Origin of the sequence: Rubrivirga marina, assembly GCF_002283365.1 — a bacterium.
GTDB lineage: Bacteria > Bacteroidota > Rhodothermia > Rhodothermales > Rubricoccaceae > Rubrivirga > Rubrivirga marina.
Window position 1 is genome coordinate 412732 of sequence record NZ_MQWD01000001.1, and the last position, 15622, is coordinate 428353.

Annotated in this window: 13 protein-coding genes; 6 read left to right on the forward strand and 7 right to left on the reverse strand. The window is 72.4% G+C overall.

Translation table 11 applies throughout. The features are described from left to right. Positions 1 to 38 precede the first annotated feature (38 nt). From BSZ37_RS01660 to BSZ37_RS01670, 3 genes are read left to right on the forward strand one after another with little or no spacing between them, the layout of a single operon-like run. Positions 39 to 416 carry a response regulator transcription factor gene (locus BSZ37_RS01660; protein WP_095508872.1) on the forward strand — a complete coding sequence of 126 codons (378 nt, stop codon included), beginning with the start codon at positions 39 to 41 and terminating at the stop codon, positions 414 to 416. Further along, positions 413 to 1234: an alpha/beta fold hydrolase gene (locus BSZ37_RS01665; protein ID WP_095508873.1), complete on the forward strand. Its 822-nt coding sequence runs from the start codon at positions 413 to 415 to the stop codon at positions 1232 to 1234. The genes BSZ37_RS01660 and BSZ37_RS01665 overlap by 4 nt, the downstream gene beginning before the upstream one ends. Then, entirely contained in the window at positions 1222 to 2298 is a 1077-nt protein-coding gene (locus BSZ37_RS01670; protein ID WP_179299420.1) for a sensor histidine kinase, read from the forward strand. Before BSZ37_RS01665 ends, BSZ37_RS01670 begins: the two co-directional genes overlap by 13 nt. Before the next feature lie 64 nt (positions 2299 to 2362). Here BSZ37_RS01670 and BSZ37_RS01675 read toward each other — a convergent pair whose 3' ends face one another. The 5 genes from BSZ37_RS01675 to BSZ37_RS01695 form a co-directional block, all read right to left on the reverse strand. Then, entirely contained in the window at positions 2363 to 2878 is a 516-nt protein-coding gene (locus tag BSZ37_RS01675) for a hypothetical protein (protein WP_095508875.1), read from the reverse strand. Between the two features lie 78 nt (positions 2879 to 2956). Next, the gene (locus tag BSZ37_RS01680; protein ID WP_179299421.1) at positions 2957 to 4018 is read right to left on the reverse strand and encodes a DUF4249 domain-containing protein; all 1062 of its coding nucleotides are present in this window, start codon (positions 4016 to 4018) and stop codon (positions 2957 to 2959) included. Between the two features lie 2 nt (positions 4019 to 4020). After that, on the reverse strand, positions 4021 to 6471 hold the full coding sequence (locus BSZ37_RS01685; RefSeq protein ID WP_095508877.1) for a TonB-dependent receptor: 2451 nt from the start codon (positions 6469 to 6471) through the stop codon (positions 4021 to 4023). A 113-nt stretch (positions 6472 to 6584) separates the two neighbouring features. Beyond that, positions 6585 to 7655, reverse strand: a complete 1071-nt coding sequence (locus tag BSZ37_RS01690; protein ID WP_095508878.1) for a DUF4249 domain-containing protein — start codon at positions 7653 to 7655, stop codon at positions 6585 to 6587. A 2-nt stretch (positions 7656 to 7657) separates the two neighbouring features. Then, positions 7658 to 10084, reverse strand: coding sequence for a TonB-dependent receptor (locus BSZ37_RS01695; protein WP_179299422.1), 2427 nt, complete (start codon positions 10082 to 10084; stop codon positions 7658 to 7660). 166 nt (positions 10085 to 10250) lie between these two features. Between BSZ37_RS01695 and BSZ37_RS01700 the strand changes: the two genes are divergently transcribed. Continuing rightward, positions 10251 to 11102, forward strand: coding sequence for an NAD-dependent protein deacetylase (locus tag BSZ37_RS01700; RefSeq protein ID WP_095508880.1), 852 nt, complete (start codon positions 10251 to 10253; stop codon positions 11100 to 11102). 10 nt (positions 11103 to 11112) lie between these two features. Here BSZ37_RS01700 and BSZ37_RS01705 read toward each other — a convergent pair whose 3' ends face one another. Both BSZ37_RS01705 and BSZ37_RS01710 read right to left on the reverse strand, forming a co-directional pair. Continuing rightward, the gene (locus BSZ37_RS01705; RefSeq protein ID WP_143537527.1) at positions 11113 to 11688 is read right to left on the reverse strand and encodes a hypothetical protein; all 576 of its coding nucleotides are present in this window, start codon (positions 11686 to 11688) and stop codon (positions 11113 to 11115) included. Positions 11689 to 11798: 110 nt separating this feature from the next. Further along, positions 11799 to 14279: a TonB-dependent receptor gene (locus BSZ37_RS01710; RefSeq protein WP_095508882.1), complete on the reverse strand. Its 2481-nt coding sequence runs from the start codon at positions 14277 to 14279 to the stop codon at positions 11799 to 11801. Positions 14280 to 14421: 142 nt separating this feature from the next. Here BSZ37_RS01710 and BSZ37_RS01715 point away from each other — a divergent pair, with 142 nt between their 5' ends. Then, positions 14422 to 15012, forward strand: a complete 591-nt coding sequence (locus BSZ37_RS01715) for a hypothetical protein (RefSeq protein ID WP_095508883.1) — start codon at positions 14422 to 14424, stop codon at positions 15010 to 15012. An 85-nt stretch (positions 15013 to 15097) separates the two neighbouring features. Beyond that, positions 15098 to 15619 carry a hypothetical protein gene (locus BSZ37_RS01720; protein WP_143537528.1) on the forward strand — a complete coding sequence of 174 codons (522 nt, stop codon included), beginning with the start codon at positions 15098 to 15100 and terminating at the stop codon, positions 15617 to 15619. Positions 15620 to 15622 lie beyond the last annotated feature (3 nt).

A 15622-nucleotide genomic window follows, 5' to 3' on the forward strand; every position in this document is an offset into this window, starting at 1 on the left:
AGGTAGGCAGGGCCGGCTCCCTGGCCTACCTTGTCTCCATGCCTGATCAGACCCCTCGCCGGGTATTCCTGGTCGATGACCACCGCTGGCTTCTCGACACCCTCGCCCACGCCCTCTCGCTCGAGGACGGGATCGAGGTGTGCGGGACGGCGGCATCCGGAGAGGAAGCGATCGAGGCGCTACCCGATGCCGTCGACGTGCTCCTCGTCGACATGCGGCTCCCGGGGATGAGCGGGCCCGACGTCGTGCGCGCGCTGGCCGACCGGCGCCCCGACGTCGCCTGCGTGGTCGTCTCGGCCAAGCCGGCCGTCGAGGCGAGCGCGGAGGCCCTCGACGCCGGCGCCGCCGCCTACGTCGAGAAAGGCGACTTCAGAGCGCTCGTCCACGTCATCCGTACCTGCTGCGCCCCCGTATGAGCGACGTCCGCGCCCGGTTCAACGTGACGGAGAGTGGGCGCGGCCGGCGCCCGGTGGTGTTCGCGCACGGCTTCGGGTGCGACCAGACGATGTGGCGGGAGGTGGCCCCCGCCTTCGAGGCCGGCCACCGCGTCGTCCTGTTCGACTTCATCGGGGCCGGCGACTCCGACACGTCGGCCTACGACGCCGAGCGGTACGCGTCGCTCCAGGGCTACGCCGACGACGTGCTCGACCTCTGCCGCGGGCTCGACCTCGACGACGCCGTGTTCGTGGGACACTCGGTGAGCGCCATGATCGGCGTCCTCGCTTCGCTCCAGGACCCGGACCAGTTCCGTTCCCTCGTCCTCATCGGCCCGTCGCCCTGCTACATCAACGACCCGCCCTACGAGGGCGGGTTTGAGCGGGCCGATATCGAGGGTCTCCTTTCCATGATGGAGAAGAACTACGGGGGGTGGGCCCAGGCCATGGCCCCGGTGATCATGAAGAACCCCGATCGGCCCGCCCTCGCCGCGGAGCTCGAGGAACGGTTCTGTGCGACGGACCCGGACATCGCGCGCGACTTCGCGGCCGTTACGTTCCTCTCGGACAACCGGGACGACCTCGACCGCGTCACGGTCCCGTCGCTCATCCTCCAGTGCAGCAACGACGCCATCGCACCGGACAGCGTCGGGCAGTACCTCCGGGACCACCTCCCCCACAGCACGTTCCGCAAGCTCCGCGCGAGCGGCCACTGCCCGCACCTGAGCCACCCCGAGGAGACGACGGCGGCCATCCAGGACTACCTCGCGACGGGCCCTGGCACCTCGTGGAGGGCCTGATCGACACGATCCCGTGCGGGCTCCTGACGGCCGACGACGGCGGCCGCATCCTCGACGTCAACCGGACGCTGGCCGACGCCCTGGGATACGCGCCGGACGCCCTCCGCGACCGGACGGTCCGCTCCGTGCTCGCAGGCGGGGCGCGGATCTACTACCAGACCCACGTCTTCCCCCTGCTCCGCCTGCGCGGCGAGGTCCACGAGGTCTACCTCTCGATGCGGACGGCCGACGGGGCCGACCTCCCGGTCCTGTTCAACGCCGTGCGGCGGGAGCGCGCCGAGGGGCCGGTCTCGGAGATCGTGGTGGTCCCGATCGAGCGGCGGAGCCGGTTTGAGGACGAGATCCTGGAGGCCCGGCGAGCGGCCGAGACGGCCAGCCAGTCACGTGCTCGCTACCTCTCGATGCTGTCGCACGACGTCCGGTCGCCGCTCTCGGCCATGACCTTCTCGGCCGACCTCCTGGCGCGCGGCGCCTTCGGGCCGGTGACCGAGGCCCAGACGGGCGAGCTCGAGCGGATCGCGACGGCCGGCCGCTACGTGCTCCGGCTGGTGTCGGACGTGCTCGAGTTCTCCCGCCTCGAGAGTGGCCGCGTCGACGTCCGCCCCGCTCCCGTCGACGTGGCCGAGGTCGCCGACGCGGCCCTGGCGCTCGTCGCTGGCCAAGCCGACGCGGCCGGGGTCCACCTGGAGCGCTCGCCCGCCCTGCCCCTCACGTCCTGGGCCGACCGCGACCGGCTGCTGCAGGTCCTCGTCAACCTCGTCGGCAACGCCGTCAAGTTCACGGGGGCCGGCGGGCGCGTGTCGGTGACGTGGAGCGAGGCCCTGGAGCGCGTCGCGGTCCACGTCCGAGACACGGGGCCGGGGATCGCGCCCGACCGGCTGACGGCCGTGTTCGCCCCGTTCGTCCAGGACGCGGAGGCGTCGGGTGACGGGAGCGTAGGGCTCGGCCTCTCGATCAGCCGTGAGCTGACGCGCGCCATGGGCGGCGACCTCACCGTCGAGAGCACGCCCGGCGAGGGCGCCACGTTCACCGTGACGCTCCCCCACCCGCCCGCGCAGGCCTAGCCCCGCCCGCCTCAGCCCTTCGGCTTCGCTCAGGAGAGTCGCCGAGGCGGGGCGAGTCGCCCCGCTAGAGGCGGCGGAACTGGATCGTCAGCGTGCCGCGGTTGTTGCGCTGGTCGCGGTAGACGTCCGGGTCGAACGCCTCCAGGTTCACGCCCGTCTGCGTGAACGAGTTGGAGAGCACGTTGGCCTCGTCGTCGTAGGTGAGGACGAACTGGGGCGGGAGGAAGATGTCGGCGAGGTCGTCGATGTCCTCCTGCGTCACGGCCTCGAACGAGGCCCGGCCGCGCGTGGCGCCGACCTCCAACTCGATCCGGCTCGACGGCCGGCCGCTCTCGTAACGGACCACCATCTGGGCCTCGCCGTCGCCGCCGAAGATCTCGATCGTCGTGCCGGAGCTAAGGCTAGCGCCGAGGTCGGCCGTGGGGAGGCTCTGCGTGGTCGGGTCGAAGGTCAGTTCTTCGAGCGTGTAGATCCCGTCGACGAGGTCGAGGTCACGGCCGGGGTTGTTCGAGTCGCAGCCGGTGAAGACGGCGACCGCGAGGACGATGGCGAAGAGGGCGCAGCGCGGGCAAGTCGGCATGGCGGGGGCGTCCGGGGAGAAGGGAGCGACATCTACGCATGGGCCGCCCGTTTCGTGCCCGGGGTCACGCACTCCGTCTCACTCTCGGCCCGCCGCCCGGGGCGGGAGGGCCACCTCGGCCAGCGCCAGGGCTCCGACGAGCCCGTAGCCGCCCTCGACGTTCGACGGCAGGTTGATCGGCTCGGCGAACGGATTGTCGCCGCCGCCGCTGAAGGACACGATCTGGTAGATGTCGTAGACGTCGCCGGAGAGCGCCGCCAGTTGGACGACCAGCGCGCCGTCGGTGTCCTCCTGCGCGTAGTTGCTGCTCGGCGTGATCACGAACGACTTCGACCGCCCGTCGAACGTCTCGTCGGGGAACGTGGCGATCGAGATGCCGCTGTTGGCCACTTCTCGCGCGGCGGCCAGCACCACCGGGTCGCTCGTGTCGAACGACGTGAGCGCACGCGAGTCTCGGCGAATCACGTACGTCGAGTCGGTGCAGACGCCGTTCACGCACGTCGTGCTCCGCGTGGACACGGTCGACCGGAGAAGCGAGAGCCCGTAGAGGTCCCCTGGACCGCCCGGGTCTCCGATCGTGACGCGGAGGCGGCGGTCGGCATTCGGCGCCGTCGGCTCCTCGACGACCGCGAGCGTCGGGCGGCGCGGGACGGTGACGGTGCCCTCGGCGGGCGGCAGGCCCTCGGCCTCGGCCCGGATCGTGTACGTCGCGCCGGCCTCGATGGGGACCGTCCCGGCGTACGGCCCGCACGGGAAGGTCGGGGCGAACCCGGTCTCCGGATCGGGCGGGAGGCCGTACGCCTCGCACGAGTCCGGCCGGAGCGCGAGCCGCTCGACGAACTGCCCGTCGCGGAACAGCGTGACGACGGCGTCGCCCGAGGCCTGCTGGCTGCTCCCGTACTGGTAGTTCCGGAGGTCCCGGCCCTCGTACGGGTCCCAGCTCTCGCCGACGCGGACGAGCGCGACCGAGTCGGCCACGAGGACCGAGCGGACGACGAGGCCCGCCTCGTACGGCGGCGTCTCGATGTCGAGCGCCGGCGTGAAGTCGCACCCGGCGACGGCGAACAGGGCGAACAAGAGCGCGACTCCGCCGGCCTCGGCACCGAGGCGGGGAGAGCCGGCACAGGACGTGGCGCGCATCATCAGAACGAGAACTGGTACGAGAGCGACGGGAGGACGGGGAACAGCGCGACGCCGACCAGCTTCTGCCGCCGCTGGCCGGTCTGGTAGTCGTACTCGGTGTCGAACGTGGTGAGGAACGGGTTCTTCTGGTTCGTCGCGTTGTAGACGCTGAGCGAGAGCGCGTGCGGTCGCGGGCCGCGCCGGAAGTACCACGTCGCGGCGAGGTCGAGGCGGACGTAGGCCGGCAGCCGGTGCCCGTTGCGCGGGCCGTAGACCGTCGTCTCCGTCGTCGACTGCCCGTTGACCCAGGCGTCGACGGAGCTGAAGCCGAACCGCGTGCCCTCGTAGGCCGCGACCGGGAGCGTGACGGCGTCGCCGGTGCCGTAGACGAAGGCGGCCGAGACGTCGAAAAAGCGCGAGAGCTGGTAGAGCGCGACAGCCGAGACGTCGTGCCGGCGGTCGTAGCGGAAGGGGAACCGCTCGCCGTCGTTGAGCGCGTCGAACTGGCGGTCGGTCTTGGCGAGCGTGTAGCCGAGCCACGTCGTGAGCCGCTCGGTCCGGTGCTGGACGAACAGCTCGAGGCCGCGGCTCGTCCCGTCGCCCGTGACCACGAGCTCCTGCCAGTCGTCGAACGGGGTCGTGAAGGCGGCGCCCTCGCGGTAGGCCACGAGCCCGCGCATGTCGCGCCAGTAGCCCTCCAGCGTCCACGTCGTCCGGCCCGACGGCGACGAGCCCGCGAGCCCGACGGCCACCTGCGAGCCGCGCTGCGGGCCGATCGAGTCGGCCGGGACCCAGAGATCGGCGGGCAGGCCGAGGCCGGCGCCCGTCGTCAGGAGGTGGAGCGGCTGCTGCGTGATGGCCGCGCTCGCCTTGACGGCCAGCCGGGGGAGGAGCTGGTAGGCGGCCGAGGCGCGCGGCTCGAGCGACGGGTACGTGTAGCCGCCCGTCGTGTAGATCGCGCCGTGGAGCCCGAGCCCGAGCTGGAGCTTGTCATTGACGCGCCACTCGTCCTCGGCATAGGCCACGACGTCGGCCCCGAGCGTCCGGCTCGACCCGAGGAGCGTGTCGATGGCGATCCCCTCGCGGGCGATCTCGCCTGACAGCGAGAGCGCGCCCGGCGTGAACCGGTGGACCGTCGCGCCGCCGCCGAAGCGGACGGTGTGGCCGCTTCCGAGTGCGAGGTCGACGTCGCCCCGGACCCCGAGGTCGCGGATGCCGGACTCGTAGCGGACACGCGAGAGGATCTCGTCGTCGGTCCCCACGCCCACCTCAACGTTCGCGCCGACCTCGAAGCGGTAGTCGCTGGCCGTCAGCGTGAGCGCGGCGAAGGCCCGCGGCGAGAGGACGCGCGTGTAGCGGAGCGCGCCCGTGAGGTTGCCCCAGTCGAGCCCGCCGCCGTAGACGTCCTCCTCCGTCTCGCAGTCGTCCTCCGGCGCGCACGACCGGACCGTGTCGACGGCCTCGAACCCGAACACGTCGGCGCCGCCGTAGAGGCTGAGGTACACCCGGTCGCGCTCCGTCGGCTGCCAGTTCAGCTTCGCGTTGAGGTCGTAGAAGTACGCCCGCGGGTCGATCTGCTCATCGCTCCCCTCCTGCGCCGCGTCGATGAACGGCTTGGCCACGACGTCGATGTAAGTCCGCCGGCCCGAGATCAGGAACGACGACTCGTCCGTGATCGGCCCCTCTAACAGGAGCCGCGACGACAGGAGCCCCACCTGCCCCTGCCCGCCGACCTCTTCGTTGTTGCCATCCCGCAAGCGGACGTCGAGGACCGAGCCGAGCCGGCCGCCGAACCGCGCGGGGTACGCCCCCTTGGTCAGCTCCACCCGGCTCACGGCGTCGCCGTTGAACGTCGAGAGGAAGCCGAACAGGTGCGACGAGTTGTAGACCGGGACGCCGTCGAGGAGCACGAGCGTCTGGTCGGGCGAGCCGCCGCGGACGTAGATGCCGGCCGTCCCCTCGGCCCCGCCGCGGACGCCCGGGAGAAGCTGGACGGCCTTGAGCACGTCGGCCTCGCCGAGGAGCGCCGGGAGCCCCTGGACATCCCGACCGGTGAGGGCGACCTCGCCCATCTGCGCCGAGTCCTCCGGCCGCTCGCCGACGCCGTCCTCGTCGGCCTCAACCACGACCTCCCCCAGCGACTCGGGCCGGAGCGCCACGTCGAGCCGGACGTCGTCGCGCGCGTCGACCACACGCTCCTCGGCGACGTAGCCGACGTACGAGACGCGGAGGCGGACGGAGTCAGCCGGGACCGGGAGGCTGTAGAAGCCGTAGGCGTTCGCGGCCGTGCCGCGGCCGAGGTCGGGCGCGTAGACCGTCGCCCCGATCAAGACCTCGCCCGTCTCGGCGTCGGTGACCACGCCGCTCACGACGCCGCGCACAGGCTCCGCAACCGGGTCGGCGGACGGCTCGGCCGAGGCGGGTGGCGCGACGAGGGCGCAGAGGAAGAGGACGAGCGATCGGAGGGCCATCGGCGCAGCGGTCGGGAGCGGCCCGGCTCACCACGAGCCGGCGCGAAAACCTAGCCGACGACCGCGCGAACATGTGTGCACTTCCTGTGCCCTACCGAATCTGCTTCGTCGCCTCATCCGCCCCGACCCGGGAACCGGACCTCCGTCGTGGCGACAGCCCCGACGCGCCCGTAGCCGCCCTCGACGTTGAGCGGGAGGTCGGCCGGCTCGGCGAACGGGTTTTCGTCGAGCTCGAAGTTGGTGATCTGGTAGGCGTCGTAGAGCTCGGCCGTCATGGCCGTCACCTGGACCACGACCGCGCCCGTGTCGAACTCGTGGCTCCCGGTCGGCGTCGCCTCGATGACGAACTCGCGCGTCCGCCCGTCGAAGGCGTCGTCGGGGAACGTGACGAAGTGGATGGAGCTGCCGGCCTCGCGGGCGCCGGTCACGAGGATCGGGTCCGTGGTCGAGAAGTCGCTCCGGTACTCGCGCGGTTGGTCGAGCCGGATGAGCGTGTCGGCCCGCCCGCCGACGCGGCATTCGGACGCCGTGTACCGATCGTACTCGCGCGTGATGGTCAGGCCGTAACGGTCCCCGAGGCCGGGCGGATCGGTGAGGCGGACGGCGATCCGATGCCGCCCGTTGGCCAGCGTCGTCACGGCGGCCTCGACGGCAGGCGCCTCGGGGACCGTGACCCGTGCCGTCGCGAGGGGGAGGTCCGGCAGCTCTGTCCGAAGCTCGACCTGGTCGCCGGGCTCGACGCGGACCGAGCTTCGGTAGACGCCGCACTCGAACCCCCCGCTCCGCGTCAGCTGGACCTCCCCCGTCTGGGTGTTGCAGCCGCCCGTCGTCGTCCGGTAGCACGTCCGCGGGATCGCCCGGAGTTCCTCGACCTCGACGCCGTCGCGGACGAGGACGACGCGGCCGTCGACGCGCGACGGTCGCTCGACGAGGCCGACGCCGGCCGAGTCCACGGCGTACGGGTCGCGGCTCACGCTCAGGCGGACCTGCGCCGGCTGACCGGCCGCCAGCACCGACCGCGCCACGACGCCGGCCTCGTACGGCGGCGTGTCGATGTCGAGCGACGACGACAGGTCGCACCCGGCGACAGCGAGCAGGACGAGGAGCAGGAGCGCGCAGCCGACTCCGCCTGCCTCGGTCCCGAGGCGGGTCAGGCTGGGCGGCTGCGGGAGAGGGGCGCGCATCGTCAGAACGCGAAGCGGTAGGAGAGCGACGGGAGGACGGGGAACAGCGAGATCCCCACGAGCTGCTGGCGGGCCTCGCCGGTCTCGGCGTCGGTCCGCTCGTCGAGGAGCGTGACGAACGGGTTCTTCCGGTTGAGCGCGTTGTAGACGTCGAGCGAGACGCTGTGGGGGCGGCTCCCGCGGTGGAGGTAGAACGTGAGGCCGAGGTCGAGGCGGGCGTAGGCCGGGAGCCGATGCCCGTTGCGCGGGCCGTAGGCCACCTCCGAGGCCGCCTGCGGGACCGACTGGGTCCAGTACGGGATCGAACCCGAGCTGAGGAACGTGGCGTCGTAGCTCGCCGCCGGCAGCGTCACGGCGTCGCCGGTCCCGTAGACCGCCGAGACCGACGCGTCGAACCGGCGCGAGAGGCGGGCGAGGACGACGGCTGAGACGTCATGCCGGCGGTCGTAGCGGTAGGGGAACCACGCGCCGTCGGCGATGGCGTCGAAGCGGCGGTCGGTCCGGGCGAGCGTGTAGGCGAACCACGCCGTCACGCGGTCCGTCCGGTGCTCAACGAACGCCTCCAGACCGCGGCTTCGGCCCTCGCCGGTCACCACGAGTTCCTGCCAGTCGTCGGTGGGCGTCGAGAAGGCCGCGCCGTCACGGTAGGCCACGAGGCCGTCCATCGCCCGGACGTAGCCCTCGACCGACCACGCCGTTCGTCCACTCGGCGACGAGCCCGCCAGTCCCGCGGCGACCTGCCACCCACGCTCGGGGCCGACGGAGTCGGCCGGGACCCAGAGGTCCGCGGGCAGGCCGATGCCGGCGCCGGTCGTGAGAAGGTGGACGGGCTGCTGCGTCACGGCCGCGCTCGCCTTGAGCGCCAGCCTCGGCCACAGCTTCACCGAGGCGGACAGCCTGGGCTCGACGGACGGGTAGACGTTCTGACCGGCGACGTACGTCGCGAGGTGGAGCCCGAGCCCGAGCGTGAGCGGGCCTGCGCGCCACGTGTCGTCGACGTAGAGCACGGCTTCGAGGCCGTCGGTGGGCCCGCCGCCGAGTGTGGTGTCGGCGGGGACGCCCTCGGCGGCGTCCTCGCCCAAGACCGAGAGGGCGCCGGGCGTGAACCGGTGGTGCGTGACGGCCGCGCCGAGGCGGAGCGCGTGACCATGACCGGCGGCGAGGTCGAGGTCGAGCCGCGCGCCGAGATCGCGGATCCCGCTCCGGTAGCGCGCCGCCGCCGTCACCGGGCTCGGCCCGTTCCGCCCCTCGTCGGACGTGACCTCGACGTCGAAGCCGTAGTCGCTGGCCGTCAGCGTGAGCGCGCCGAAGAGGCGGGGCGAGAGGACGCGCGTGTAGCGGAGTGAGCCCACGAGCGAGCCCCAGTCGAGCCCGCCGCCCGTCGCGTTCTCGACGCCCGTCGCCGCGCAGTCGCCGGCCGCGCAGTCGATCTCCGGGTCGATGGCGGAAAACGAGAACGTGTCGCCGCCGCGGTAGACGCTGAGATAGAGCCGGTCGCGGTCCGAGGGCCGCCAGTTCAGCTTGGCGTTGACGTCGTAGAACGAGAGGCTCGGGTCGATCTGCGCCTCGTCACGCGCCGCCGCCCGCTCGTTCGCCCGGTCGATGAACGGCCCGGCCAGCAGGTCGATGTGCGTCCGCCGCCCCGACACGAGGAGCGACGCCCGGCCGGGGACGATGGGGCCCTCCGCGAGGAGCTTCGTCGAGAGCAGCCCGACCTGCCCCTGCACGCGGTGCCGTTCCAGGTCGCCATCCCGAAGCCGCACGTCGAGGACCGACGCCAGCCGCCCGCCGAACCGTGCGGGGTAAGCGCCCTTGGTCAGCTCGACGCGGCTCACGGCGTCGGCGTTGAACGTCGAGAGGAAGCCGAACAAGTGCGATGCGTTGTAGAGCGGCGTGCCGTCGAGGAGCACGAGCGTCTGGTCGGGCGAGCCGCCGCGGACGTGGAGCCCGGCCGTCCCCTCCTGCCCCGCGCGGACACCCGGGAGGAGTTGGACGGCCTTGAGCACGTCGGCCTCGCCGAAGAGCGCCGGAAGCGCCTGGATATCGGTGCCCGACAGCGCGGCCTCGCCCATCTGAGGCGTCGACTCCGGCCGACGCGACCCGGCCGCGTCCGCCTCGACGACGACCTCACCGAGGTCGACCGGGTGGAGGGCCACGTCGAGCCGCCCGCCGACCGCCGAGTCCGCCCGGACCTCCCGCGCCTGGTAGCCGACGTACGAGACGACGAGGCCGACCGTGTCGGCGGGGAGCGGCAGGCTGTAGTGGCCGTACGCGTTCGTAACGGCGCCGCGGTCGAGGGCCGGGGCGTAGACGGCCGCGCCGATCAGCACGCCGCCCGTCTCGGCGTCCGTGACGGTCCCGCTCACGACCGACTGTGCGGACGCGCCCACCGCGAAGGCGAGGACAGCGAGACCAGCGACGAGACGCACCATGGACGAGGAACGGGACACCAGCTCCACCGGCACGGCGGAGGGTCGGCGCCGAGGCCAGGCGACGCCGGGGCTCCAACATACGCCTTCACGGACCCTCTACAATGACGAGACCGTTGCCCTCATCATCCGCACACCACCGCCGCCGAGACCTCGTTCGAGGGCTATGTCCGCACCGACCGCCACCGCCCCCGCCGACCTCGGCGCGCTCGTCGACCTCCTCCGCGGCCGCCGGCTGGCGGTCCTCGCCGGCGCCGGCATCTCCACCGAGTCCGGCATCCCCGACTACCGCGGGCCGGAGACGAGGCACGTCGAGCGCCGGCCGGTCCAGTACGACGACTTCGTCCGCGACGCGACGGCCCGCCAGCGGTACTGGGCGCGCGCCAGCCGCGGCTGGGCCCGGATGACGGGCGCCCGACCGAACGAGGGCCACCGCGCGCTCGCGCGGCTCGAACGGGCCGGCCTCGTCGAGGGCGTCGTCACGCAGAACGTCGACGGGCTCCACCAGGCGGCCGGCTCGGGGCGCGTGATCGAGCTCCACGGCGCCCTCGACCGCGTCGTCTGCCTCGGCTGCGACGTGCGGCTCTCCCGAGCGGAGGTCCAGCGTCTCATCGAGTCAACGAACCCCGGGTGGCTCCGCCTCGGCGCCGAGGCGGGCCGAATGGCGCCCGACGGCGACGTCGAGTTGGAGGCCGGGATCGCCCGGTTCGTGACGCCGGTCTGTCCGTCGTGCGGAGGTCCGCTCAAGCCCGACGTCGTGTTCTTCGGCGAGAGCGTCCCGAAGCCGCGCGTGGCCGAGGCCGCTGGGATCGTCTCGCGGGCCGACGCGCTCCTCGTGGTCGGCTCCAGCCTCGCCGTCTACAGCGGCTACCGGTTCGTGCGGCAGGCCGAAAAAGAGGGGACGCCGGTCGCCATCGTCACGCTCGGCGAGACGCGGGGCCACCCGCACGCGGCCGTCGCCCTCGACGCCCGCCTCGGCGACGCGCTGCCCGCCCTCGCGGACGCACTCGGCGCCTGAGGCCGCCGGCCTACTCGCCGACGTACTTCCACTTCTCGTATGCCTGCCCCGGCGTCCCGTACAACGGGACCACGTAGTACCGGGTCGGGCCGACATCGCGTGTAAGTGTGACGAACGGGCCGAACGCGCTGTAGATGCCCGTATTGAGCGTCTCACCGTCCCACACGCGCGGGGCCTCTCGGCCAAACGGAGGAGGACCGAAGGTGCCCCGCCCCTGTATGTCTGGCGCATCCGTCGTTATGATCGAATCCCGAACGGTCCATGTGTAGAAGCGCTCGGCGCCCGTCGAGTCCTCGTCGGCGACCCACTCGAGGTCGGAGTAGCTCCCGTCCCTTGGGCGCTCATGTTCGACCAACTCCGCGCGTCGTTCCCGGACTCGAAGTCGCTGCGTGTGGGCCGAGCACGGTTCCACCTCGACAACTTCGACCTCCACGCGGCCCGTGGAACGCGTAGCGAGACTGCTTCTCGGCTTCCGGTAGGTCGTCAGGTCATACGTCCACGTCGTCCCGAGGGCAGCGGAGAACGCCGCGCCCTCGGACGTGTCTGCCGGGCACACGTCCACGGTGGGAGGCGGCTCGGTCTCCACGGAGTCGCACCCGGACCACGCGAGAACGACGACGAGAGTGAGAGTGGCTCGAAGTCGTGCCATGGGTGCGATCAAGCGGATCGAGGTGGTGGGAGTCCGTGTGCGCCGGCCTAAAAGTCCACCCGGAAGCGGACGTTGAGGGTGCGCGGCGTGAGGCGTGTGGGGACGGCCGTGTAGATCCGGCGGTCGCCCGAGAACTGCTCGACCCACGAGTACGCCACGGCGTTCGTCTGGTCGAACACGTTGAGCACCTCGATCGTCGCGAGGAGCTCGAGCGGGCTGCCGGCGAGGTTCGCGAGTTGGAGCCGCTTCGTCGCGCCGAGGTCGAACCGGAAGTAGCTCGGCAGGCGGATGACGTTGCGCTGGCCCTCGTCGAAGACCGAGATCGCGTCGATGGACCGGTCCTGGTCACGGGCCGGCGGCGTCGTGGGGATGCCCGAGCCGTAGAGCGTCCGGATGTGGAGCGTCCACGTGTCGTCGCCGGGGACGTAGTCTTGGACGAAGAGGGACAGGTTGTGGCGGCGGTCGGTCGGGCGCGGGATCCAGTCGCCGCCGCCGCGGGCCTCGAAGCGAGCGAGCGTCTGCTCGTCGGTGGCCTCGGGCGTGTAGAACCGCTCCTTCGTGAAGAGGAGGCCGTACGTGATCCAGCTCTCACGGCCCGGCACGAGCTCGCCGCGGAGCTGGAAATCGGCGCCGGCCGCGTAGCCCTCGGAGTCGTTCTCAGCCGAGTAGACGACGCGGACGTTGTTGACGTCGTACGAGATGAGGTCGTCGTACTTCTTGACGTAGGCCTCGGCCCGGAGCGCGAGGCGGCGGCTCGTAAAGAAGTGGTCGAGCCCGACGACGGCCTGCGTCGCGCGCGGGCTCGCGATGTCGCCGTCGAGCGTGTTGAACGCCGACGTGCCGGGATCGGGGTCGCCGCGGAGCTCGCGGTAGGTCGGCGCCTGGTGGTAGATGCCGGCCGCGGCCGTGAGCGACGTCTGCGGCGAGAGCCGGTAGACGGCCGAGAGGCGCGGCGAGAGCGTGAGCTCCTCGTTGTAGGCGAAGTAGTCGGCGCGGACGCCGGGAGTGAGCGTCAGCCGCCCGATCCGGACGGCGTCCTCGACCCAGCCCGAGACCTGCCACGAGGCGAACGTCGTGTCGGCCGCGACCGAGTCCGCCGTGACCGTCCGCTGCACGCCGCCGTCCGTCTGGCCGGTGAACGTCGTCTTCTCGTTGATGAGGTCGTCGAAGCGGAGCGCGCGGGCTTGCCAGCCCGCCTCGGCGCCGTGGGCCCCGAGGCGGCCGAAGTAGCGGCCCTGCGCGGTCCAGATCGTTTGCTGGATCGAGTTGTTGGCGAGGTCCTGCTGGAGCGTCTGCCCTTCGAGGAGCCGGTCGAGGTCGGCCTGCGAGCCCTCGGGCCGCTGCTGGCGGCGGTAGAGCGACGTCCGCGAGGTCACGTCGTACGTCTCGAACTCGTCGGTGGTGAAGACGGAGACCCGGTGCTCGGCGCGGGCGCTCTCGCCGAGTTGGCTCGTCAGGAGGAGCCCGCCGAAGCCGATGTCGTAGCCGTCCTCCTCGATCCCCTCGAAGTCGCTGGCGACGGTCTGGACGAGGTTCGGGTAGATGCCGAACGTCGTCTCCTGCTGGCGCGGCGCGAGGCGGAACCGGTGGCGCGCGTAGAGCCCGAGCGCGCGGAGCGAGTGGGCCGACGAGAGCCGCCAGTCGAGGACGCCCTGTGCGTCGCTGAAGTTGGGGTCGTAGGCACCCTCAAGCTCCTGGCCGGCGAAGAACCGCTGCGGGCGGGCGCTCCGGAGGGCGAACGCGACGCCCGCCCGGTCGCCGAGCGCACCGGCTGCCTGGAGCCCAGCGTCGAGCGTCGAAGCGTAGGCCGTCCCGCTCGGGCGGCCCTCCGGCGCGGCGTACGTCGCGTCGAGGACCGACGCCAGCTTGCCGCCGTAGCGGACCGGGAAGCCGCCGGCGAAGAGGGTCATCCGGCTCGTGAGGTCGCCGTTGATCAGCCCGAGCCCCTCCTGCTCGCCCTGGCTGATCCGGAGCGGCCTGTAGATCTCGAAGCCGTCGATAAAGAACTGGTTCTCGTCGTAGCTCCCGCCGCGGACCGAGTACGAGTTCGACAGCTCGTTCGACGACGTCACGCCGAGCTCCGTCTTGACGCCGCGCATGGCGTCGGCCATCGGCATCGGCATGTCGCGGACCACGCGGGGGTCGATCCGGCTGACCCCGACCGCCTCGGGCTCGGCCTCGCCCTCGACGGCCACGTCGCCGAGCTCGCCCACGGCCTCCTCCAGCACGGCGTCGAGGCGGGTGGTGGCGCCGCGGGACACGACGACGGTGTCGCGGAACGGCCGGTACCCCACGAACGACACGCGGACCGGCCACGTCCCCTCGGGGATGCGGAACGAATAGCTCCCGTCCGTGGCCGTGTTCGTCCCGAACGAGTTCCCCTCGATGAGGACGGTCGCGCCGGGGATGCCGTCGCCGGTGGCGGCGTCGGTCACGCGGCCGGCCAACTCGCCCCAGACCTGGGCGTCGACGGGGGCCGCGAGGGCGAAGACGAGGGCGGCCGCGACGGGCCAGAGGAGTGCGCGCATCAAACCGTGGGACTCGGTCGGGGAAGACGAAGGTCGAGTGCCGAAAACGGAATAGGCGCGCGCGGGTGGAGGGCGGCCAAGATATCGTGGGGCCGCGCCGAGATCAGCCCAGAGCGCGTGCCCTTCCGGTTAGTTTCGAGGCGTGGCCCGCTCGTTCCCCCTCCGCCTCGCCCGCGCCGTCGCCGGCAGCGTCCGCGACGCCGTCGCCCGGCGGACGGCACCGCCCGTCGTGCTGGCGGTCCGCGAGGAGCGACTGACGCGACTGGCCCCGAGCGTGCTCGCCGACCTCCACGAGCGCGTGGTCACGGCCGAGCGGGAGCGCGTGCCGGGCGTCCTCGTCGTGGTCGACGACCCGGGCGGCGGCGTGGCCGTCGTCGTGGCCGACGCGCGGTCATCGGCCCGGGAGGTGCAGGTGTTCGGGATCGAGGACCGCGAGTCCGCGACCGTGGCGCTCACGCGGCACGGCTTCCGGCCGGAGAGCACGCGCGTCACGCTCCGCGACGGTGCGCCCGAGGCCGACGGGGAGCCCGTCGCCGTCGCCCACGTCACGGCAGCGAACGTCGAGGCACTCGGGGCGCTCGTGGCCCCACTGGCCGGCCGTCTCGCCGTAGGCGGCGTCCTCGTGACGGAGGCCGCCGATCCGGCCCGCCTCGCGGCCGTCGAGGCCGCCTTCGTCGGCACCGACGTCCGGTACGTCCGGCAGGCGCAGCTCCACGTCGTCCGCGAAGGCTGACCCGGCCCGCCTCGGTGCCGAAGCCGGAGGGGGTGACCCGACCGTCCAGACCGGCGGCTACTTTCCTGCGCTCCTTCTGAACATGATGTCCCGGTTCCTCCTCGCCTCCCTTTTCGTGCTCGCCGCCTCCCCGTCCTCGGCGCAGACCGGTCAGCGCTCGACCGTCGTGTTCGCGGACGCGATCGGCCCGACCGGCGCCTACGCGCTCGGAGTCGAGCGGGCCGTGTGGACCTCGGCGGCGTCGGAGCGCCAACTCCGGCTCCGCCTCGGCGCGTCGTACTGGACGGAGACGTTCCTCCTCGACGGCCCGACCGACCGCGTGATCACGGTCCCGGCCGGGGCCTCGGCGCTGTTCGCGCTGGGCCGGCCGTTGGGCGTGCCGGCGGCGTTCGAGTTCGGGGTCGGCGCGGTGTTCGTGCGCCGGAGCGGGTCGCGGTACGGGTCCGTCGGCGAACGCTTCACGCTTCCCGCCTACGCCGAGGCCGCCCTCCGCGCCGGGCTCGGAGATCGCGTTGGCCTTCGCGTCGGGGCCTCCGTCGGAGGTGAGGCGTCCGAGCTCGCCGGGGGCGGCGTGCGCCCGGTGGTCGGCGTCGGGGTCGGCCTCTAGCCG